This window comes from Robertmurraya massiliosenegalensis JC6, assembly GCF_000311725.1.
Taxonomy (GTDB): Bacteria; Bacillota; Bacilli; order Bacillales; family Cytobacillaceae; genus Robertmurraya; species Robertmurraya massiliosenegalensis.
This window is the reverse complement of record NZ_HE978511.1, coordinates 279,332-300,492: the sequence shown is the minus strand read 5'-3', so window position 1 is coordinate 300,492 and position 21,161 is coordinate 279,332. Positions and strand designations below refer to the sequence as shown.

The 21,161-nt window shown below is 37.2% G+C and carries 22 protein-coding genes and 1 tRNA gene; 16 read left to right on the top strand and 7 right to left on the bottom strand.

The annotated features are described in order from the left end of the window. Nucleotides 1-16: 16 nt before the first annotated feature. Nucleotides 17-667 (bottom strand): trimeric intracellular cation channel family protein, encoded by a 651-nt coding sequence (locus BMSHG_RS01630; RefSeq protein WP_019152685.1) that lies wholly within the window; start codon nucleotides 665-667, stop codon nucleotides 17-19. Nucleotides 668-897: 230 nt separating this feature from the next. On the opposite strand from BMSHG_RS01630, the gene hflX reads away from it, so the two are divergent. The 4 genes from hflX to glnA all read left to right on the top strand — a co-directional run bounded on the left by hflX (nucleotide 898) and on the right by glnA (nucleotide 5,407). Further along, nucleotides 898-2,169, top strand: a complete 1,272-nt coding sequence (hflX, locus tag BMSHG_RS01625; protein ID WP_392397241.1) for a GTPase HflX — start codon at nucleotides 898-900, stop codon at nucleotides 2,167-2,169. Nucleotides 2,170-2,184: 15 nt separating this feature from the next. Next, entirely contained in the window at nucleotides 2,185-3,456 is a 1,272-nt protein-coding gene (locus BMSHG_RS01620) for a methionine gamma-lyase family protein (protein ID WP_019152683.1), read from the top strand. Between the two features lie 138 nt (nucleotides 3,457-3,594). Next, nucleotides 3,595-4,005 carry a MerR family transcriptional regulator gene (locus BMSHG_RS01615; protein ID WP_019152682.1) on the top strand — a complete coding sequence of 137 codons (411 nt, stop codon included), beginning with the start codon at nucleotides 3,595-3,597 and terminating at the stop codon, nucleotides 4,003-4,005. Nucleotides 4,006-4,072: 67 nt separating this feature from the next. Continuing rightward, nucleotides 4,073-5,407, top strand: coding sequence for a type I glutamate--ammonia ligase (glnA, locus tag BMSHG_RS01610; RefSeq protein ID WP_019152681.1), 1,335 nt, complete (start codon nucleotides 4,073-4,075; stop codon nucleotides 5,405-5,407). Nucleotides 5,408-5,513: 106 nt separating this feature from the next. Here the strand turns inward: glnA and BMSHG_RS01605 are convergent, their stop codons facing one another. Next, nucleotides 5,514-5,894 (bottom strand): DUF4183 domain-containing protein, encoded by a 381-nt coding sequence (locus BMSHG_RS01605; protein WP_019152680.1) that lies wholly within the window; start codon nucleotides 5,892-5,894, stop codon nucleotides 5,514-5,516. 151 nt (nucleotides 5,895-6,045) lie between these two features. Between BMSHG_RS01605 and BMSHG_RS01600 the strand changes: the two genes are divergently transcribed. Further along, the gene (locus BMSHG_RS01600; protein ID WP_019152679.1) at nucleotides 6,046-6,396 is read left to right on the top strand and encodes a DUF4183 domain-containing protein; all 351 of its coding nucleotides are present in this window, start codon (nucleotides 6,046-6,048) and stop codon (nucleotides 6,394-6,396) included. A gap of 391 nt (nucleotides 6,397-6,787) precedes the next feature. On the opposite strand, the gene lexA is transcribed toward BMSHG_RS01600, so the two are convergent. Further along, complete coding sequence (lexA, locus tag BMSHG_RS01590) at nucleotides 6,788-7,411, bottom strand: transcriptional repressor LexA (protein WP_019152677.1); 624 nt, start codon at nucleotides 7,409-7,411, stop codon at nucleotides 6,788-6,790. A gap of 157 nt (nucleotides 7,412-7,568) precedes the next feature. Here lexA and yneA point away from each other — a divergent pair, with 157 nt between their 5' ends. From yneA to BMSHG_RS01535, 11 genes are all read left to right on the top strand, one after another. After that, on the top strand, nucleotides 7,569-7,883 hold the full coding sequence (yneA, locus tag BMSHG_RS01585) for a cell division suppressor protein YneA (protein WP_019152676.1): 315 nt from the start codon (nucleotides 7,569-7,571) through the stop codon (nucleotides 7,881-7,883). An 8-nt stretch (nucleotides 7,884-7,891) separates the two neighbouring features. After that, nucleotides 7,892-8,551, top strand: a complete 660-nt coding sequence (locus tag BMSHG_RS01580; RefSeq protein ID WP_019152675.1) for a YneB family resolvase-like protein — start codon at nucleotides 7,892-7,894, stop codon at nucleotides 8,549-8,551. A 140-nt stretch (nucleotides 8,552-8,691) separates the two neighbouring features. Further along, complete coding sequence (locus BMSHG_RS01575) at nucleotides 8,692-8,925, top strand: DUF896 domain-containing protein (RefSeq protein WP_019152674.1); 234 nt, start codon at nucleotides 8,692-8,694, stop codon at nucleotides 8,923-8,925. Between the two features lie 426 nt (nucleotides 8,926-9,351). Beyond that, the gene (gene tkt, locus BMSHG_RS01570; protein ID WP_019152673.1) at nucleotides 9,352-11,358 is read left to right on the top strand and encodes a transketolase; all 2,007 of its coding nucleotides are present in this window, start codon (nucleotides 9,352-9,354) and stop codon (nucleotides 11,356-11,358) included. A 183-nt stretch (nucleotides 11,359-11,541) separates the two neighbouring features. After that, nucleotides 11,542-11,979, top strand: a complete 438-nt coding sequence (sirA, locus tag BMSHG_RS01565; RefSeq protein WP_019152672.1) for a sporulation inhibitor of replication protein SirA — start codon at nucleotides 11,542-11,544, stop codon at nucleotides 11,977-11,979. A gap of 147 nt (nucleotides 11,980-12,126) precedes the next feature. After that, nucleotides 12,127-12,345 carry a YneF family protein gene (locus tag BMSHG_RS01560; protein ID WP_019152671.1) on the top strand — a complete coding sequence of 73 codons (219 nt, stop codon included), beginning with the start codon at nucleotides 12,127-12,129 and terminating at the stop codon, nucleotides 12,343-12,345. A gap of 429 nt (nucleotides 12,346-12,774) precedes the next feature. Beyond that, complete coding sequence (locus tag BMSHG_RS01555; protein ID WP_019152670.1) at nucleotides 12,775-14,523, top strand: ABC transporter transmembrane domain-containing protein; 1,749 nt, start codon at nucleotides 12,775-12,777, stop codon at nucleotides 14,521-14,523. Nucleotides 14,524-14,527: 4 nt separating this feature from the next. Further along, nucleotides 14,528-16,312 (top strand): ABC transporter ATP-binding protein, encoded by a 1,785-nt coding sequence (locus BMSHG_RS01550; RefSeq protein ID WP_019152669.1) that lies wholly within the window; start codon nucleotides 14,528-14,530, stop codon nucleotides 16,310-16,312. Nucleotides 16,313-16,419: 107 nt separating this feature from the next. After that, a complete protein-coding gene (locus BMSHG_RS01545) occupies nucleotides 16,420-17,127 on the top strand; it encodes a cytochrome c biogenesis CcdA family protein (RefSeq protein ID WP_019152668.1) in 708 nt (235 codons plus the stop codon). A 319-nt stretch (nucleotides 17,128-17,446) separates the two neighbouring features. After that, nucleotides 17,447-17,806, top strand: coding sequence for a response regulator (locus BMSHG_RS01540; RefSeq protein WP_019152667.1), 360 nt, complete (start codon nucleotides 17,447-17,449; stop codon nucleotides 17,804-17,806). A gap of 410 nt (nucleotides 17,807-18,216) precedes the next feature. Beyond that, a complete protein-coding gene (locus BMSHG_RS01535; RefSeq protein ID WP_019152666.1) occupies nucleotides 18,217-18,705 on the top strand; it encodes a CcdC family protein in 489 nt (162 codons plus the stop codon). 188 nt (nucleotides 18,706-18,893) lie between these two features. On the opposite strand, the gene BMSHG_RS01530 is transcribed toward BMSHG_RS01535, so the two are convergent. The 4 genes from BMSHG_RS01530 to BMSHG_RS01515 form a co-directional block, all read right to left on the bottom strand. Beyond that, entirely contained in the window at nucleotides 18,894-19,319 is a 426-nt protein-coding gene (locus tag BMSHG_RS01530; RefSeq protein WP_019152665.1) for a DUF2621 domain-containing protein, read from the bottom strand. Nucleotides 19,320-19,709: 390 nt separating this feature from the next. Further along, nucleotides 19,710-19,806, bottom strand: a tRNA-Sec gene (locus tag BMSHG_RS28110). Nucleotides 19,807-19,959: 153 nt separating this feature from the next. Then, nucleotides 19,960-20,466 (bottom strand): AbrB family transcriptional regulator, encoded by a 507-nt coding sequence (locus BMSHG_RS01520; protein ID WP_019152663.1) that lies wholly within the window; start codon nucleotides 20,464-20,466, stop codon nucleotides 19,960-19,962. A 21-nt stretch (nucleotides 20,467-20,487) separates the two neighbouring features. Beyond that, entirely contained in the window at nucleotides 20,488-21,045 is a 558-nt protein-coding gene (locus tag BMSHG_RS01515; RefSeq protein WP_019152662.1) for an AbrB family transcriptional regulator, read from the bottom strand. Between the last annotated feature and the right edge of the window lie 116 nt (nucleotides 21,046-21,161).

The window sequence follows — 21,161 nt, the reverse complement described above, 5'->3', positions numbered from 1 at the left end:
TTGTTCGAAAATAAACTTATCCGTGGATATTTCGATTTTTTGATTGAGCTAATTTCAAAACGCTATTTGTTATATCTAATCGTTTCGGTAGCTTCCAGTTGTAAGTATATGATAAAACCCGTAAAACAGTAATAACGACAAACAGGGCATAGAGCTCAAAGGAAGTAACGGTTAATTTTAAACCAATAGCTATTCCAGCAAGAATGGCCCAAACGGCATAGATTTCAGCACTCAATACGAGAGGCTTCCTCCCTGCAAGCAAATCGCGGATGATTCCCCCACCGCTACCAGTTAGAACAGATGCAACAATAACAGCACTTATTGGCAAGCCCATCTCTACTGCATAAATTCCCCCTTGGATGGCGAATGCAGAAAGGCCGATTGCATCAAAGAAATTGCCCCATCTTTGCCATAATTTCAGTAAATTATTTAGAAACAGGAAAACGATCGTAATGGATAAAAGGGCGATTTGGAAAAACAGTCCTTGCTCCCATAACGCAGAAACCGGTACCCCTATCAATAAGTTGCGTATTGCTCCTCCACCAAAGGCTGTCACGATCCCTAAAATATAAACGCCTAAAATATCGTACTCTTCTTCCATCGCAATAATCGCACCACTGATCGCAAAGGCGATGGTTCCAATCATACTTAATACTTCCCATGTCATACTTGTACTCTCCTCTAAGCTGTCATTCACATTGCAAAACAATATGATTTTAACATGGAAGATGTTCCCTTAGAAAGTTATTTGTTCAAGAAATATTTCTTACAAATTCGTGTTGCGTTATTTTTTTTGATATGATGAAGTCGGAGTGTATTCTTTACTAACATTTTTGCTTAAAGTACTCACTAATAAGAGGCTGAAAAATAGGAGGAAACTATTTGTTGGATAAGGAAATGAGCATTGAAAAAGTGGTCATCGTAGGATGCCAAACGACGGAAGATGACCTTCGCTATCAATATTCAATGGACGAGTTAGAATCCCTAACTGAAACTGCAAAAGGAAAAGTAGTGGCGAAATTAATTCAAAAGAGAGAGCGGATTCATCCATCTACATACATAGGAAAAGGCAAGGTTGCTGAGTTGAAAGCGCTTGAAGAGGAGCTTGAAATCGAGTTGATTATATTCAATGATGAATTGTCTCCCAGTCAGGTGAGAAATCTGTCTTCAGAACTCGAAGCACGGATCATCGATCGGACACAATTGATCTTAGATATATTTGCCACGAGAGCTCGCTCCAAAGAGGGCAAGTTACAGGTTGAACTTGCTCAGCTTCAGTATCTTCTCCCGAGACTTGGTGGACAAGGGCTTCAGCTTTCAAGACTAGGGGCAGGAATCGGCACAAGGGGACCAGGTGAAACGAAGTTAGAAAGTGATCGTCGTCATATTCGTCGAAGAATTGATGATATTAAGTCTCAGCTTAGTGTCATTGTTTTGCACCGTGAACGTTATCGAGAAAGACGCAAGAAAAATAAGGCATTCCAAATTGCTTTGGTAGGCTATACAAATGCGGGAAAATCAACATTATTCAACCGTTTGACAGAAGCTAACTCGTTTGAAGAAAATCAATTATTTGCGACCCTTGATCCGATGACAAGGAAAATGATTTTGCCAAGTGGGTTTGGGACCCTTCTAACAGATACAGTAGGGTTTATTCAAGACTTGCCGACCACGTTAATTGCGGCCTTTCGCTCAACCCTAGAAGAAGTACGGGAGGCAGATTTAATTCTCCATCTCGTCGATATGTCGAATGAAGATTATTTTCAGCACGAACAAACTGTCCACAAGTTATTGGAGGATTTAGAAGTCCAACAAATTCCTCAACTAACGGTGTACAATAAAAGGGATAGGCAGCATGAAAATTTTGTCCCGACAGCAAAAACGGATTCGATTCTTATCAGTGCATTTGACGAGTTCGATCGAATCACATTAAAGAAAAAGATTGAGCAGATTGTACTGCAATCAATGGAGTTCTATCATGTTGAGGTGCCTTCAGTAGAAGGGAAGCTTTTGTCCCAACTGAAGAACGAGACGATCTTAAGAGAACTTAACTTTGATGAGGAAAAACAAGTATACGTTTGCAAAGGCTATTGTTTAACGGACCATCAAATACTTGGTCAGCTTCATAAATACTCCATTCATGCAAAGACACAAAATGATATTTCTTGATAGAAGGAGAACAGCATGTTTCAACAATTAACCTTCGGGGATCAATTAGAAAAAGTAATCAGAGAAGTAGAAGTACAGGTACAAGGAATACACAAGGAGATTGATGAAAGAATTGACCGTAATCAATTTCGTGTCCTCTCTAGTTTTCAAAATCATCGTGTAAGTGACTCCCACTTTATTCCGACAACAGGATATGGGTACGATGATATCGGAAGGGACACATTAGAAACTATTTATGCAGAGGTTTTAGGTGGAGAAGCAGGGTTGGTTAGACCACAAATCATTTCAGGAACACACGCCATTTCCATCGCCCTCTTTGGGGTTCTTAGACCAGGAGAAGAGCTACTTTATATAACTGGAAAGCCTTATGATACACTTGAAGAAATAGTCGGCATTAGGGGAAGTGGAGTAGGATCGCTTAAAGAATATGGAATTTCATATAATAGTGTTCCCTTAACTTTAGAAGGGGATGTCGACTATCCTGCAATCGAAGTTGCAATGAAAGAAAATACAAAAATGATTGGCATTCAACGTTCTAAAGGCTATGCGAATCGCCCTTCCTTTACGGTGAAACAAATAAAAGAAATGATCGATTTTGTTAAAGCAATTAATCCGAATGTCGTGGTGTTTGTTGATAATTGTTATGGGGAATTTGTGGAGGATTTAGAGCCTTGTCATGTTGGGGCAGACTTAATGGCAGGTTCACTTATTAAGAATCCAGGTGGAGGACTTGCAAAGACCGGTGGCTACATTGTAGGGAAAGAGGAATGGGTTGAAGCCTGTTCGTATCGACTTACATCTCCTGGAATAGGAAGAGAAGCAGGAGCTTCCCTCTATAGCCTGCAAGAAATGTATCAGGGGTTTTTTATGGCTCCACATATCGTTGGACAAGCGTTAAAGGGAGCGATCCTAACTGCAGCGACACTGGAGAAGCTAGGGATGAACACGAATCCGAAGTGGAATGCTCCGCGAACAGATTTAATTCAGTCCGTTCAGTTTGATGATCGGGAGAAAATGGTTGCTTTTTGCCAAGCAATTCAATTTTCCTCTCCGATTAATTCGCATGTAACACCATACCCTAGCTATATGCCAGGCTATGAAGATGACGTTATTATGGCGGCAGGAACATTTATCCAAGGTGCAAGTATCGAATTAACTGCCGATGGTCCGACACGTCCACCATATGTGGCGTATGTACAAGGAGGACTAACATATTCCCATGTCAAAATGGCTATTTGCATCGCATTAAACCATTTATTAGAAAAGAAACTACTCATTATAGAATAGATGGCAGGAAAAATACTAGGTAAATAGCCCAAAAAAATAAACTTTAAAAAAATCATGTAATATAACCTAACATCTGTTGACAGAAAAACTAACATTACATATAATAAAAGCATGATAGAAAGGTGGAGAGAAAATCGCATGAGCGGAAGTGAAATTCGTCGTACGATGCCACTATTTCCAATTGGAATTGTGATGCAATTAACTGATTTAACTGCTCGGCAAATCCGCTACTATGAAGAACATCAATTGATTTCTCCAGCTCGGACAGAAGGCAATAGGAGAATGTTTTCTCTGAATGATATTGACCTTTTGCTTGAGATAAAAGATCTTATTGATCAAGGGGTTAATCTTGCTGGGATCAAGCAACTTTTCTCTGTTAAAGAGAAAGAAGTGGTAACTGAGGAGATGGAAAAGGAAGCTAAAAAAGTAAGACGTGAATTATCTGATGATGAATTGAGGAAGATTTTAAGAAGTGAAATGATGCAAGCTGGTCGTTTCAATCGTTCTTCCCTTCGTCAAGGAGATATGTCTCGCTTTTTTAAGTCATAAAAGGCGTATCCTAGCATTTTAAAAGTTGGGAATAGCCTAATAGAAGTAAAAATAGGGAGGAAGTAGAATGGCAAAGTTTACAAAAGATGATATCAAACGATTGGCAAGTGAGGAAAACGTAAAGTTTATCCGTCTACAGTTCACTGACATTTTAGGAACTATCAAGAATGTTGAGATTCCAATCAGTCAGCTAGAAAAAGCATTAGACAATAAAATGATGTTTGACGGTTCCTCTATTGAAGGATTTGTTCGTATCGAAGAATCTGACATGTACTTATATCCTGATTTAGATACATGGGTTATCTTCCCTTGGACTGCTGAAAAAGGTAAAGTTGCACGTTTAATTTGTGACATTTACAATCCAGATGGCACTCCATTCTTAGGAGATCCGCGTAATAACTTACGTCGTATTTTAAAAGAAATGGAAGAGTTAGGATTCACCGATTTCAATCTTGGACCTGAGCCAGAATTCTTCTTATTCAAGTTAGATGAAAAAGGTGAACCAACACTTGAGCTAAACGATGCAGGCGGTTACTTCGACTTAGCACCAACTGATTTAGGGGAAAACTGCCGTCGTGATATCGTGTTAGAATTAGAGGAAATGGGCTTTGAAATTGAAGCTTCTCACCATGAAGTAGCACCTGGACAGCACGAAATTGATTTCAAATATGCAGATGCAATCACAGCATGTGATCAAATTCAAACTTTTAAACTAGTAGTGAAAACGATCGCTCGTAAGCATGGTTTACATGCAACATTCATGCCTAAACCATTATTCGGTGTAAACGGCTCTGGAATGCACAGCAACGTTTCATTATTTAAGAATGGTGAAAATGCATTCTATGACCCATCAGGAAACTTAGAGCTTAGTGATACAGCTCGTCAATTTATCGCTGGAATTATCAAGCATGCACCAGCCTTTACAGCAGTAACAAATCCAACAATTAACTCTTACAAGCGTTTAGTACCTGGATACGAAGCTCCTTGTTATGTAGCATGGTCTGCTAGAAACCGTTCACCATTAATTCGTATTCCAGCTTCTCGTGGTCTAAGCACTCGTGTTGAGGTAAGAAGCGTAGATCCATCTGCTAACCCTTACTTAGCAATGGCTACACTACTAAGTGCTGGTCTTGACGGAATTAAGAACAACTTAACTCCTCCAGCTCCAGTAGACCGTAACATCTATGTAATGTCTAGAGAAGAGCGAATTGAAGAAGGTATCGTTGATTTACCAGCCACTTTATCACAAGCGCTTGATCAACTTAAGGCAGACGAAACAATGACTGCTGCACTTGGAGAGCACATTCTGGAGCATTTCTTAGAAGCAAAAGAGATCGAATGGGATATGTTTAGAACACAAGTTCATCCATGGGAAAGAGAACAATATATGCAAATGTATTAATCTTTCAAAAACCCTCAATACTTTTTGTATTGAGGGTTTTTTATTGAATATTAGAAATTGGCTGATCGAAAAATAATCATTGAAATTTCGGAGTTTATTTATTCGATTACGTAATAATCGTCGTATCACTAGTTGGAGCAAAGTTTGTAACGACTAAGACAATAGGAGAACTTGCTTCAATTGTTGAATCGGCAGGAACGCTAATGACTAATTGTCCTACACCTGTACCACCTGGTGTGTAGGCAATTAGGTCATCCATTTGCAGTACACCATTCACATATACATTAATGTAACTATTATCTGCAACTAATTCTGGAAGTGTAGTGGCATCTGCTCCGGTATCCGTCCAAAAATCGTCAACAGCAATGGTTAAGGTGCCTTCACCTACTACTTGAGCCTCGGCTTCATTGAAAAATCTTTCAACAGTTGGAAAAGTACCGATCGTTGAGTCAGCAGTAATGGCAAGTTTCATAATTTGTAGAGGCATATTCAACTCTCCTTTCCTCTTTTCTAGCATGTTATGCTTCAAATCATTTGTTGACTAAACTAAAAGGTAAATCATATAAGTCCAAGCACCGATTCAGGACAAATTTATATAATGTTGATGGGAAGAGAAATAAAGAAGGAGTGAATAAGGAATGGTATCTCAAAAAAATACTCGTTCTAGAACTTCATCAAAACCATATTTGACAATTCCGACTGTGCCTTCAATTAAGTCATTCCATCGTGTCCCTAAAAAAGTAAAAGTATATGAATATTTTGCGATATCAAATGGAGATTCCAAGGTTTTTAAAGAAGAGGATGGACTTGTTGAAATAGGCAAACAAGAAATTTTAGAGCCTTCAAAAGTCTCTTACATGAACCTTTTTATAAACGGAGTACTGCAACCAAAGGAAAGCTATGAAGTTGCGAATGGAGAAATCACATTAAAAACAGAAGATATGCCGCCAAAAGGGGCACCAGTCATACTGCAAATGTTTATTTTTTGATGTATGTAGCAATAGGATTCCATTGATTATTGCTTATTAGTAATGATTTTCAAATTTTTGGACAGCCCTAGAACGAATTAGTAGCAAACCGTTAACAAAGCTTTTCATTGGCAGCTTTTTCCTTCACTCGCATAATGATATATTCGGTCTGAAATATTGTAAAAAGGAGAAAAAGAGGAGTGAACATCAGGATAATTTTCCTGTGCCATTTTAAATTGTATTTCATAACAAGTGAAGAGGAAATTAAGCTAATTAAAAATTGAGAAATAAGTTTGCTCATACATATCAGTCCCTCCGAGGTTTCTTTAAAGCTAATTTGTCACACTGTAAAGAATTTCATTCGTGGAAAAAGAAAAAAGCAGGATAACCTGCTTTTGCGAGATTGATATGTTCAGTGTATATGACGATAAACGCCGATTACTTTACCTAAAATGGATACATTTCTTAAGATGATAGGTTCCATTGTTGAGTTTTCCGGTTGCAGGCGGATGTAGTCCTTTTCTTTAAAGAAGCGTTTAACAGTTGCTTCATCTTCTTCAGTCATTGCTACAACAATATCTCCGTTACTAGCAGATTGCTGCTGTCTCACAATCACGTAATCTCCGTCTAGAATTCCAGCCTCAATCATACTTTCGCCCATAATTTCGAGCATAAATACATGTTCATCATCAGCCGCAAAGCGCTCTGGTAATGGAAAGAATTCTTCAACGTTTTCAATTGCTGTGATAGGTAAACCTGCTGTTACTTTTCCAACTACTGGTACATTCACTACTCTGCTTTTTGGGATATTTGCTTCTTCATCAGCTTCTAAAATTTCAATTGCACGTGGTTTGGTCGGATCCCTGCGGATAAGCCCTTTACTTTCAAGTCTAGCTAAATGTCCATGAACGGTTGAGCTAGATGCGAGGCCAACAGCTTCCCCGATTTCTCTTACGGACGGTGGATATCCCTTTAATTTGACCTCATCTTTTATAAATTCAAGAATATCTTGCTGTCTTTTTGATAGCTTTACCATATTACACACCTCGAATTCTATTTCTTGCTTTGATTATAGCATGTATTTCCAACTGATACAAACATAAGTTCGAATTTTTTGTTGACTAAAAACAAATGTTCGTATTATAATTACCTTAACAACGAACATACATTCTTAATTTGAGGTGTGGAAAAATATGAAAAAGTTATGGAATCAATATTGTTATGCTATTATTTTAATCGGTTTAAGTTGTGTTTTAACGTTTATGTTGGCAGATCAGTCACCAACTTCTATAGAAGAAGATTATTTATCGATAAAAGTTGAGGAAGGAGATTCCTTATGGAATTTGTCTAAAACATATGCTGAAGAGCATCAGCTTTCACCAAAAGAGTTTATTCATTGGGTTAAGCAAGCAAATAAAATAGACGATGCGCTATATGTTGGAGATTCTATCGTCATTCCTGTTAAAAAGGACAGATTGTATATTGCCAGTAGTAGGGAAACGGAATAAAGAATATTATGTTAAAAGCTATTATCTATTGTCGTGTTAGTACAAAAAAAGATACACAGGAAACATCATTAGTGAGACAGGAAGAAGAATTGCTCAGCTTAGCAACACAATATCAATTTGATGTGGTTAAAGTGATAAAAGAACAAGTCAGTGGTTATGATTATGAACGTGATGGAATTTTAGAGTTGCTTTCGCTCATCAAAGATAAAGATGTAAAAGCGGTTCTTATTCAAGATGAGACGAGACTTGGAAGGGGAAATGCAAAAATCGCCCTCCTACATTGCATTATGAAAGAGAATGTAACTTTATATACGATTGCTCATAATGGAGAACTACAAATATCAGAATCAGATTCAATGGTTTTGCAAATTGTTGGCATGGTCGAAGAGTATCAGAGAAAATTACATAATAGTAAGATTAAAAGAGGAATGAAAAGAGCCATTAAAGATGGATATGAACCTCAAAGGAACCTCAAAAATCTTGGCATTAACAGTGGAAGAGAAAAACTAGAAATACCAATAGAAGAAATTGTTCGTTTACGACGAAATGAGTTAACCTTTGCAGAGATCGCTGCCACATTAAGAGGATTTGGTTATCCTGTTTCAAAAGCAACTGTTCACCGTCGATATCAGGAATATATGGAGAAATTGAATACGACAGAAGCTTAGGCTCTTTTCTTGTATTCACGTATAGATTCTAGTAATATGAAACTTGCTTACTTTGTGAATTAGAATCATTCAATTCTTTCTATAAGTACAATTATCATATAAGTATCCATACACGTGATCAAGAAAAAAGGAGCTTAAATATGCTATCAAAAGAAAAATTGGCTAGGATTAATGAGTTAGCTAAAAAGGCAAAGCAAGGGAGTTTAACAGAAGAAGAAGCAAAAGAACAGTCCATGCTCAGGAAGGAATATTTGGAGACTTTTCGTTCATCAATGTTAAATACGTTAAAGGGTGTTACCGTTATTGATCCAAAAGGAAATGACGTTACTCCGAAAAAGCTAAAGGAATATCAGAATAAAAACAAATCACATTAATTTTTTGAAGGAATACAATGGACTGTATTCCTTTTTGTATTGGGCTCTTTTCAAAAAACTTATGGCGATTAAACGGCATTACTAAGTTTTAACGTGGCAAGGGAAAAGAGTTACCACATTTTATCCGTAGTACTGGTACTTGTGCTACGTCCAAATTAGAATACAGGCGTTATGACCATTCCAATAACCATAGTAGGTAAGTAAACAGCCTTGTATTATAATTTATCAACACATAGTTCGGGATGTAAAGTGGCAAAATAGGAACAAATTGGACTTTTTTGTTGAGAAAACAAGTGGTCCACTATATATTTAATAGGGAGAGTGGATTTCGTTCTGTTAAGAAAGGGTAGAAATCCGAGGTAATAAGATATTTGATTATTATCGAAAATTCACTTATGTGAGCTAATTATAGGAGGGGTACAATAAATGTTTGGACAAGTTGATGCATTATCGGTTAACGCAATAAGAACACTATCCATTGATGCGATTGAGAAGGCGAATTCAGGACATCCTGGAATGCCTATGGGAGCAGCTCCAATGGCATACACACTATGGACAAGATACATGAACCATAATCCGAAAAATCCGCAATGGTTCAACCGGGATCGTTTCGTATTATCTGCTGGACATGGTTCCATGCTTTTATATAGCCTTTTACATTTGTCAGGCTATGATCTTTCAATTGAAGACTTAAAAGAATTTCGTCAGTGGGGAAGTAAAACTCCAGGACACCCTGAATATGGTCATACAGCAGGTGTTGATGCAACAACAGGTCCATTAGGTCAAGGAATTTCTATGGCTGTTGGGATGGCAATGGCAGAAAGACATTTGGCCGCTGTCTATAATAAAGAGAATTATGAGCTTGTTGACCATTATACATACAGTATTTGCGGTGATGGCGATTTAATGGAAGGTGTTTCAGCTGAAGCAGCTTCACTAGCAGGTCATTTAAAACTCGGCAAGCTAGTTGTGTTATATGATTCCAATGATATTTCCCTTGATGGTGATTTGGACCGTTCATTCTCTGAAAGTATTGAAAAACGATTCAAATCTTACGGATGGCAATATATTCGTGTTGAAGACGGAAATGATCTTGAAGAGATTGCGAAAGCACTTGAGGAAGCAAAGGGTGATGAAACCCATCCAACAATGATTGAAGTTAGAACTGTCATTGGTTATGGTTCTCCGAATAAATCAGGGAAATCCGATGTTCATGGTGCTCCATTAGGTGCTGATGAATTACAGCTAACGAAAGAAGCCTACCAGTGGACATTTGAAGAAGACTTCCATGTGCCTACTGAAGTATACGAGCAATTTAAACAGCTTGTTGCGGAAAATGGGGAAAAGAAAGAAAAAGAGTGGAATGATTTATTTGCTTCTTACAAGAAAGCACATCCAGAATTAGCTACTCAGTTTGAAACAGCTAACAATGGTACTTTAGTTGAAGGTTGGGATCAAGATTTACCAGTTTATGAAGAAGGTAAGAGCTTAGCAAGCCGTGCGTCCTCTGGAGAAGCGTTAAATGCAATTGCTAAGAATCTTCCATACTTAATCGGTGGTTCAGCTGACTTAGCTGGTTCGAATAAGACGACGATTAAAGGTGTGGGTGATTTCACACCTGAGACATTTGAAGGAAGAAATATTTGGTTTGGAGTGCGTGAATTCGCAATGGGAGCTGCCTTGAACGGAATGGCTCTTCATGGTGGATTAAAAGTATTCGGTGGAACATTCTTTGTGTTCTCAGATTACTTACGTCCAGCTATCCGTTTAGCTGCACTAATGAACTTACCAGTCACTTACGTATTTACACATGATAGTATTGCGGTCGGTGAAGATGGACCAACCCACGAGCCTGTAGAACAGTTAGCTAGCTTAAGAGCGATGCCAAATCTCGATGTATTACGCCCAGCGGATGGGAATGAAACAGCTGCTGCATGGAAGCTTGCAGTTGAATCAACAGATCGTCCAACAGCGCTTGTACTTACTCGACAAAACTTACCAACATTGAATAAGACAGCAGAGAATGCCTATGAAGGTGTTTCTAAGGGTGCCTATGTTGTTTCACCTGCTAATACGGACACCCCTGATGTGCTTTTACTTGCTACAGGATCTGAAGTATCTTTAGCAGTTGAAGCACAAAAGTCTCTTGAGAGTGAGGGTATTCATGCTTCTGTTGTAAGTATGCCTTCATGGCATCGTTTTGAAAAACAATCTCAGGAATATAAGGAAAGTGTTATTCCGAAGAGTGTGAAGAAACGTTTAGGAATTGAAATGGCAACATCCCTAGGTTGGCACCGTTACACAGGTGATGAAGGCGATGTTTTAGCAATTGATCAATTTGGTGCATCAGCTCCAGGTGAAAAAATCATGGAAGAGTACGGATTTACTGTTCAAAATGTTGTAGCGAGAGTTAAAGCAATGCTTAACAAATAAAAGATAGAAAAAATAGGGCTGATTCGAACACTCGAATCGGTCCTATTTTTTTATTGTAAAAAAATCTAGCAAAAAAAATGATTTTCGACAAAATAAGCGGAATTTTTCAACTATTTAAGACAAACATTTGCTCAAATTTTTAATATAATGAAAAAAAGAGTGTTAATGAAGGAGGAGTTATGGTTGAGAAGTTATCAATTATACATAATTACAGATGAATTTGCCTCCCATTATTTCGGAAGAGAATCGATGTTTTTTCGACTGTTTAAAGAATATGAAGTAGCGTTGGGAGAGCTTTATTCTATCATTACGAAACAAATTGTGTATATTACGAAACCGATTCCTAGTATTCGTCTCCATCAATACATCCAACAGCAGATGCAAAATACTGCAGGCTATTCTTTTGAAAATGGCGTTTATAGGATTGACTATGGCAAAAGTAGTAGAGCAAAATTAGAAGTGTTTGATCGATTTTTGATGATTGAAGCAGAAGGAAGTTATGAAGCGGAGACATGTTTTTTTGAAGTGTTGAGAAAGAATGAAGGAGCGTTTTTGGCTGTAGACTTAAGAAACGATCGTTATGGTTGGTTAAAGCCAATTAAAGAACGAAAATTTGTCTAGTGCGTGCTCATGCTTATCAACTTGCGCATGTTTTTTCATTAATTTTTAGAAAACCTTCCACAAATATAGGAAAATTCCCTGCAAATATTGTATAATAGCCTTTGGTCTAGTACACTGTATGATAGACAACATGAAGGAGGAAGTAAAATGGTTTGGTGGGGATATCTACTAATCGTAGTTGCTCTACTTGGTGGAGTAGCAATAGGATTTTTCATTGCTCGACGATATATGATGAGCTACTTAAAGAAAAATCCGCCAATCAACGAACAGATGCTTAAAATGATGATGATGCAAATGGGACAAAAACCATCGCAGAAGAAAATCAATCAAATGATGGCTGCCATGAACAAACAGCAAGGGAAATAAAAACCTATAAATGTTTGTCGTTTGATTTATAGCAATTATGAAGGAGAATTTCACCTCATTTAAAGGTCGAAACCTTCACAGATTTTTTCGTCATAGTTGCTTTATTTTCTTATTTCAATCTAAAGACTACTTTTCCTGTAGCGATTTTAACAGGAAAGGTAGTCTTTTTGTGTTGTTGGGAAGCATGAAGAACTATACATCATCCTCTTTCTAGTTAATTTTTAATTAATGTTAAGGAAAGTTGATGTAGCCAATAGTTCGTAATTTTGTTACAATGAGAACACACGTTCCTTCTACTGGATAAAAGCTGAATAAATCTACCATATATTAAAAATATTTGGTAAACTATTTTAGTTGAGTGAAATTTGCGAAATTTTAAAGCTGGATCTTAATCTAATCAGAAAGCTACAATATTCGGAGGATGACAAAATGAAGGTTTTTTTGCAATTATCCTGGTTTTTTAAACAAGAAAGAAAAGCATACATCACGGGGACGCTCCTCCTACTAATTGTAGCTGTATTACAACTAGTACCACCAAAAATTATTGGGATTGTTGTGGATGAAATCGATCAAGGTGCGTTAACAATGAACGATCTCTTACTTTGGATAGGGGTACTAATAGTCGCTGGACTCATGATGTATGTCTTACGTTTTTATTGGCGAATTATGATCTTTGGTTCAGCCGTAAAGCTTGCACGACAGCTTCGGAAGGATCTATTTAATCATTTTACGAAAATGTCCCAGGCTTTTTATCAACGCAAAAGGACTGGAGATTTAATGGCTCATGCGACAAATGACCTCCAGGCGATACAGCAAACAGCAGGAGCAGGTGTTTTAACATTAGTAGATTCGTTAGCAACAGGTGGCTTTGTAATTATAGCCATGGCAGCTACGATTAGCTGGAAATTGACTCTTATTGCACTGATTCCGATGCCACTCATGGCGATTTTAACTAGCTGGTATGGGACTATGCTTCATCGACGTTTCCATAAGGCTCAAGAAGCATTTTCTTCCCTTAATGATAAAACGCAGGAAAGCATTAGTGGGATAAAAGTCATTAAAACATTCGGACAAGAGAAAGATGATATTGAGGATTTTCGTAAACAATCTGAAGATGTGGTAAAAAAGAATATTTCAGTGGCGAAAATTGATTCTCTTTTTGACCCGACGATATCAATTGTCGTAGGAGTTTCCTTTTTCTTGTCGATTGTATTTGGTGCTCGTTATGTTTTAAATGGTGAAATTACGATTGGAGAGCTTATTTCTTTTACGACTTATTTAGGGTTGCTTATTTGGCCGATGCTTGCATTTGGTTGGCTCTTTAATATTGTAGAAAGAGGTAGAGCTTCCTATGATCGTGTTTCAAGTCTTTTAGCAGAAAAAGCAGAAATTGTCGATAAGAAGGATACACTTGATTGCGTTCCAAGTGGAAATCTCGCTTTTGAAATTGGTTCCTTTACATATCCAGGTGAAAAAGAACCTGTGCTACATGATATTCATTTTTCCTTAAAGCAGGGTGAAACATTAGGAATTGTCGGCAAAACAGGAGCAGGGAAGACTACCTTATTAAAACTTTTAATCCGTGAATTTGATATCGATCACGGTGCGGTTACTTTTGATGGCAGAAACCTGTCTGATTATAAAATTAAAATGTTACGAGAGGCAATTGGATACGTCCCACAAGATCATTTTTTATTTTCAGCTTCCATAAGTGAAAATATTGCGTTTACCAACCCTATGATTGCGGTGGAGAATGTTCATCAGGCCGCCAAGATTGCTAATATTCATGATGATATTCTCCAACTATCAGACGGTTATAACACGATCGTTGGTGAAAGAGGCGTTTCTCTATCGGGAGGACAGAAGCAACGTATATCGATTGCAAGAGCTTTATTAATGGATCCTGAAGTTCTAATCCTTGATGATTCTCTTTCTGCTGTTGATGCTAAGACGGAAGAAGAAATTCTAAACGCATTAAAGCAAGAAAGAACCGGTAAAACAACGATTATTACTGCACACCGTTTAAGTGCTATTGAACATGCAAATCTCATTCTTGTATTGGATGAGGGTAGAATTATCGAAAGAGGTACACACGCTCAATTAATGGACGTGGGTGGATGGTACAAGGAAATGTATCTCCGTCAGCAATTAGAAGAACTTGTGGAGCAAGGAGGTTAATTGAATGGAGAATCATACAACAAGTAAAGAACAATGGCGCGTATTATTTCGTCTCCTTGCATATACGAAGCCTCATACAAAGACGATCATTTTTGCCTTTTCGTTATTGCTTATTGCAACGATCGGGGACATTCTTGGTCCAATCCTTGTCTCTATTTTCATCGATGATTATTTAAGACCTAGAAATATTGTGTTTGAAGCCCTTTTTATTCTAGGAGCATCCTATATGGGGATTCAAGTAGTGAATATTGTTGTTTCCTACTTCCAGCTTTTAAAATTTCAAGAAATTGCTCTGAAAATCATTCAAGCGATGAGAGTTGATGTCTTTGCCAAAGTCCAATCGTTAGGATTGCGATATTTTGATAAAACACCAGCTGGTAGCATTGTCTCAAGAATAACGAATGATACAGAAGCGATTAAGGAAATGTTTGTTACCGTCCTTGTTACGTTTATCCAAAGTGGATTCTTAATGGGGGGGATTTTGGTAGCGATGTTCATCCTCAACATGAAATTGGCTCTATTCTGTTTGTTGATATTACCGATTCTCTATTTGATTATTCGCTCGTATAGACGTTTAAGCTCAAAGTTTTACCATGATATGAGAGAAAGGCTGAGTCAGTTAAATGCGAAGCTCAGCGAGTCACTTCAGGGAATGAGCATCATTCAAGTCTTTAGACAAGAAAAAAGACTGCGTAAAGAATTTGAAGAAATCAATGAAAATCATTATCTTGCCGGAATGAAAAATATTCGAGTTGATGGACTTTTACTCCGTCCTGCCATTGATTTAGTGTATATTGGTGCCCTTATTTTGATTTTAAGCTTCTTTGGGGTTACATCCTTTGACCGTCCTGTTGAAATTGGCGTTTTGTATGCCTTTATTAACTATCTTGATCGATTCTTTGAGCCTGTTAATAATTTGATGCAGCGTCTTTCATTATATCAACAGGCCATTGTCGCAGCCTCACGAGTATTTCATTTACTCGACGAAGAAGAACTTGCTCCAAAACAATCATTAAGTGGTAGAGAAATAACCAACGGTGAAATTGAATTCAAGAATGTTTGTTTTTCCTATGATGGCAAAAGGGACGTACTTAAAAACATTTCCTTTATTGCAAAGCCAGGAGAAACAGTCGCCCTTGTTGGACATACGGGGAGTGGAAAGAGCTCCATTATTAATTTGATGATGCGTTTTTATGAATTTGAGCGGGGAGAAATACTCGTAGACGGTCAATCGATTCGAAATTATCCGGAGAGTGAACTAAGAGCAAAAATTGGTTTAGTTTTGCAAGATCCTTTTTTGTTCTATGGAACGATTAAAGAGAATATTCGCCTGCACAATCAAGAAATGTCTAATGAGGCAATTGAAGAGGCAGCTAAATTTGTTCAAGCCCACTTGTTTATTGAAAAACTTGAAGGAGGATTTGACCACCAAATGGTTGAGCGTGGTTCGACCCTATCGAGTGGACAACGACAACTTATTGCTTTTGCGAGAACGATTGCCGCAAACCCGAAAATATTAGTCCTTGATGAGGCAACGGCTAATATTGATACTGAAACAGAGGAAGCGATTCAGAAGGCACTATCTCGTATGCGTGAAGGGCGGACAACGATTGCCATTGCTCATAGGCTATCAACGATTCAGGATGCAAATCTGATTCTTGTCTTGCATCAAGGTGAAATAGTCGAGAGAGGAACTCACCAGGAACTTCTAGCGCATAAGGGGCTTTATCACAAAATGTATTTACTACAAAACGGCGCTCCGGAAAAATTAGAAGATGCTGTCGGATAGAGGAAAGTAGAACTGTCACACGATGTTCAAATGTTATTTCATATCATTTTAGTGTAAACTTTGCTAAAATGAATGAATAAAAAGACCATTTTTCAGGAGTTGTTATCATGACAGATGTGAACGTGTTTCTCGCTCTTGGGGCGGGGTTCCTTAGCTTTATTTCACCCTGCTGTTTACCGCTATATCCAGCATTCCTTTCTTACATTACAGGAATGTCTGTAGGGGAATTGAAGAACGAGAACGCTATGCTACAAAGGAGAAGTCTTTTACATACATTATTTTTCCTATTAGGATTTTCGATTATCTTTTTGGCATTAGGATTTAGTACAACTTTTATTGGAGAATTTTTTAGTCAGTATCAAGACCTTATCCGTCAGTTAGGAGCTATTCTAATTGTTTTCTTTGGTCTTATGATTGTAGGGATATTAAATCCTGAGTTTTTAATGAAGGATCGAAAATATGAATTTAAAAGTAGACCAACTGGATACTTCGGATCGGTTTTAATTGGGATTGCTTTTGCGGCTGGATGGACTCCTTGTACAGGTCCGATTTTAATGACAGTCATCGCCCTTGCGGCTGCAAACCCTGGTTCAGGATTAGTTTATATGATTGCCTATATTCTTGGATTTGCGATCCCGTTTCTTGTACTTTCGTTCTTCATTGGAAAAATGAAATGGATTCGAACGCATAATGTGTTAATTATGAAAATTGGCGGCTATATTATGATTGTAATGGGAGTTGTGTTATTCTTCGACTGGATGACCAAGATTATAATTGTCTTTTCTGGACTATTTGGAGGATTTAAAGGATTTTAAGTTTTAATGAGAAAATCACAACTATTGACCTATTTGAATTGAAATTATTGGAGAAAATCCGACAAAAAATAAGAAATTTGTCGGATTCTATTCATTGAAATTTCTAACTTTTTCCTATATATTATTAGATGAATCATTTTTTTAAAGGACCTCAAATTGAAGTTGATAGATATATGTACTAGATTGAAGAATAGATATGATGTATGTTCAATCTGTTTACAATCATTTTGAAATTTCTCCATACAAATAGCTTTTGTTAGAGATGAAAATCTATCATTTTAATGGATATTCTTTGTGTAAGATCTGGGGGTATACAACGATGGCAAGAATATTAATAGTAGATGATGCAAAGTTTATGAGATTGACCTTATCGAATATTTTGACAAAAGCAAACCATGAGGTAGTCGGGGAAGGCGAGAATGGAAGAGATGCTGTAGTGCTTTATCGAGAGCTTAATCCAGATTTAGTTACACTGGATATAACGATGCCAGAAATGAGCGGACTTGATGCGATAAGGGAAATCAGAAAAGAATTTCCACAGGCAAAAGTCATTATGTGTTCAGCGATGGGGCAGCAAAAGATGGTTGTTGAATCGATTGAAGCGGGTGCTAAAGATTTCATTGTGAAGCCATTTGATGAAGGAAGAGTTTTGGAAGCAGTAAACCGTGTATTAAACTAATAAAAAGGCTCTTTTCGCTAATGTTGTTGCATAAGTTATAAAAAGCTGGTATCTCCTCTTAGAGGCGAAAAGTGGAAGTGAAAAGTACGTCGCACATTTAATGTATGGCAGTAATTGAAAAATAACTGGTAAAAAACCTTGGATTTTTACGAAAAACTACCATCTATACGAAAATAGTGATTAAAAAGCCATTTAGGGGACAACCTTAGATGGCTTTTGTTATGATTTTGGTACAATCAGTAAAAATGGGCACAATTTTTACTTGAATGATTTAAATCCTTGTCTCCTTTGACGATGGTATAGTATATAATGATAGGGAGTATCTTGATTGAAGGTATTAGATAATTAAAATTAAAACCATAAATGTCGATAAATACGACAAATGAAATTAAGAGTAAAGGATGTCTCCTATGGACTATGTAGTCATTACATCAATTGGGGCTGTAATTATGGCAGTCTTTGCTATGATTGTTCGAATGAAAGCAGCTAAAAAACCGGTATCAGCAAAAAAAATCATCTTACCACCTATTTTCATGAGTACAGGGGCACTGATGTTCATCTTTCCTATGTTTCGTGTTACCCCATTAGAGATTGTTGAAGCAATAACTGTCGGTTTTCTGTTTTCGATCTTACTAATTAAAACATCTAAATTTGAAATCCGTGATCATGATATTTACTTAAAGCGTTCTCGAGCCTTTATATATATCTTAATCATTTTACTTGTTATAAGGGTGGTTGCTAAGCTTGTCCTTAGTTCAACAATTGACGTAGGGCAATTGGGAGGCATGTTCTGGATCTTAGCATTTGGGATGATCGTCCCATGGAGAGTAGCGATGTACCTGAACTATCGCAAACTCCAACAGCAACTCTTTGAAGATATGCCAACAAAGACAATTTAAAAAAGAGAGTCTGGGTCGGGATCCAGACTCTCTTTTTATTACGCTGTTTTCGTATAAACCGAGAAGCAAGTTTTTACCCTTATATCACGGTTATGGCTATACATGGGTGTGCGACGGCACTTTTCATTCCCTAAAAATCAGCCATTTTGTTCCTTATCCCTTTCCAACTGCAACAATAAGAGCCTTTATTAAAACAAATGCTGATACGGTGTTACATCAATTCTTTTTTCATCTAACTTCTTTAATAAAAATTTATGGTCTCTTTTCGGTGTTGCCAATATGTATCCTCTGATCACTAAGTCTTCAGTTACTTTATCTCGCTTTTCAGTTAAAGTGAGCTCCCCAATTTTACCTGCAATTTTGTGCCGAGCTACATCCCGAAATAGCTCTGGTACAGGACTTACTAAATCTTCAAGCAATTCTTTTTGCTCATCGTTCCACAAATGTCTCGTTTGATTTACGTAGTATTCTTCCCAGTCCATATCCGATTTCCCGTCTTCTTTTGGAAGCTTTTTTAGGAACTTTCTAAACATGAAGTATCCACCAATGGCCATTGAGCCAGCGAACACAAAAACCCAAATTACGATAAACCAACCAAACCAGCCTTCAAGCATGTCATTCACCTACAAAACAGTTTAATGTCAACACTATTATAGACGTTGTTACTATGATTAGACAAGACATGAGCTGGAAATTCACAATGTTTAAAGATAATCCTAATGTCTAATCTAGTTCATCACAAATAAAGGCATTTAATGCTAACAATGTTGCTTTTAAATTATCCTTACGCAAATAAAGAACTCATGTCCCTTACCAAAAAGACAATGTAACAACGAAAAGTGCTGCGCAAAAAATAATGTGTGTCTAAAAAAACAGGTAAGAGATGTAAAGTTGGCTTTTGGACCTGAAGGAAAAACTCACAATCATTACGAAAACAGAGAAAATAAAAAAAGCTTCCTAGCTTTAAAGGTAGCTTTCAAATCAACTATAAAAGATAAACTTGTTGGCGGGACCGCCTGGGAATCGAACCCAGCTATCCTGGCACGCAGGACACAGACGGTTTTGAAGACCGCGGAGGACACCAGTACCCCATTCAGCCCCGTATAGAACAATTCTCATTATACCTAGAAAGATATGTTCTTACAATAATAAATGAGGATTTAATGTTCTATTAACAAGGGTTTTTCACATTATTGTAATAAATACCGTTTTAATATGTGAAATTTTAGTAAGTAAAAAAGGTAGAGATAAAACTTAGATCAAATGAATGACAAAGCTAACGATGGCAGGAACCGTTAAAATAATCACAATTACTCTAAATAAATGAATCGATAAAACGGTGGGGATGTCGGTCTCATATCTTTCCGCAATTAATGACATTTCACTCATCCCTGCTGGTGCCGAACTTGCTAGTGCTGTACATGGATCATATTTTAAATATCGGTGGAGAATGAATGCCAATAATAAGCCGAGAATGGTATTGATGAAGGATACGAGAAGACCAGGAAGCCAAATTTGTTTAATTAAATCGAATGTTTCTGTCGTGAAAGCTAGCCCGATATTACCTCCAACAATAATTTGGACAATTTTTTTAATTTTAAGAGGGAATTTAGGCACATTTTTTTTGAAGATTGTCCAGAGTGAAATAACGAGTACAGAACCTAAGAAAACGCCTAAAGACAATTGCGTGCAATACCCGACAAATCCCCCCATAAATGCCATGGTGATAATGAGCGTCCACTGTTTTAATTGCACATTCATAATGAATCGAGTTCTCCTCCTTTAATTAACTGAGCGCTCGCAGCTTTTTTCAAGTATGTTTGTTGTTTCAGGCTCACTCGCTTTTGTGCGCTTATAAAAATAGTTTAATAGTATCGTAAAAAAGGACATTACAACTATTACACGGATGAGATGAATGACTACAATAATGGGTGCTTGCAACTCTAATGCTTTTGCGGTAATTGCCATTTCTGGGATTCCCCCGGGTGAGGAGGCTAAGATTGATGCCCCTAGATCAAGAAATGTTAACTTAGCGACCAAAAAACCAGTTCCTACAGACATGAGAATAACACTGAAAATAATGAATGAGAAACTGAAAAATAGCTTTTTGATCTGCTCTTTTGTCAATTTGATAAAAGATAATCCAAACATCGTTCCTAATAAGAGTTGAACGATAAATGTGAGAGGAGTTGAAGTTTGAAAGGAAAGAATTTCAAAGTGTTTGCTAATTCCAACAGCAAACATCGCACCAATCATCGTCCCGAGTGGTAATTTTGCTAAGGCCCCGATGATTCCTCCTACTGCGGCTATCATGAGAAATAAGAAAAAATGGAAAAACATCAACTCGTTCTCCTCCATCAAATAGTAAGACTTATTGAGTTATTGTAAAACAAAAAAATGAAATTAAATAATAAGAAATTTTTTAATCTATCATAAAAAAAATAAATATTTTATGC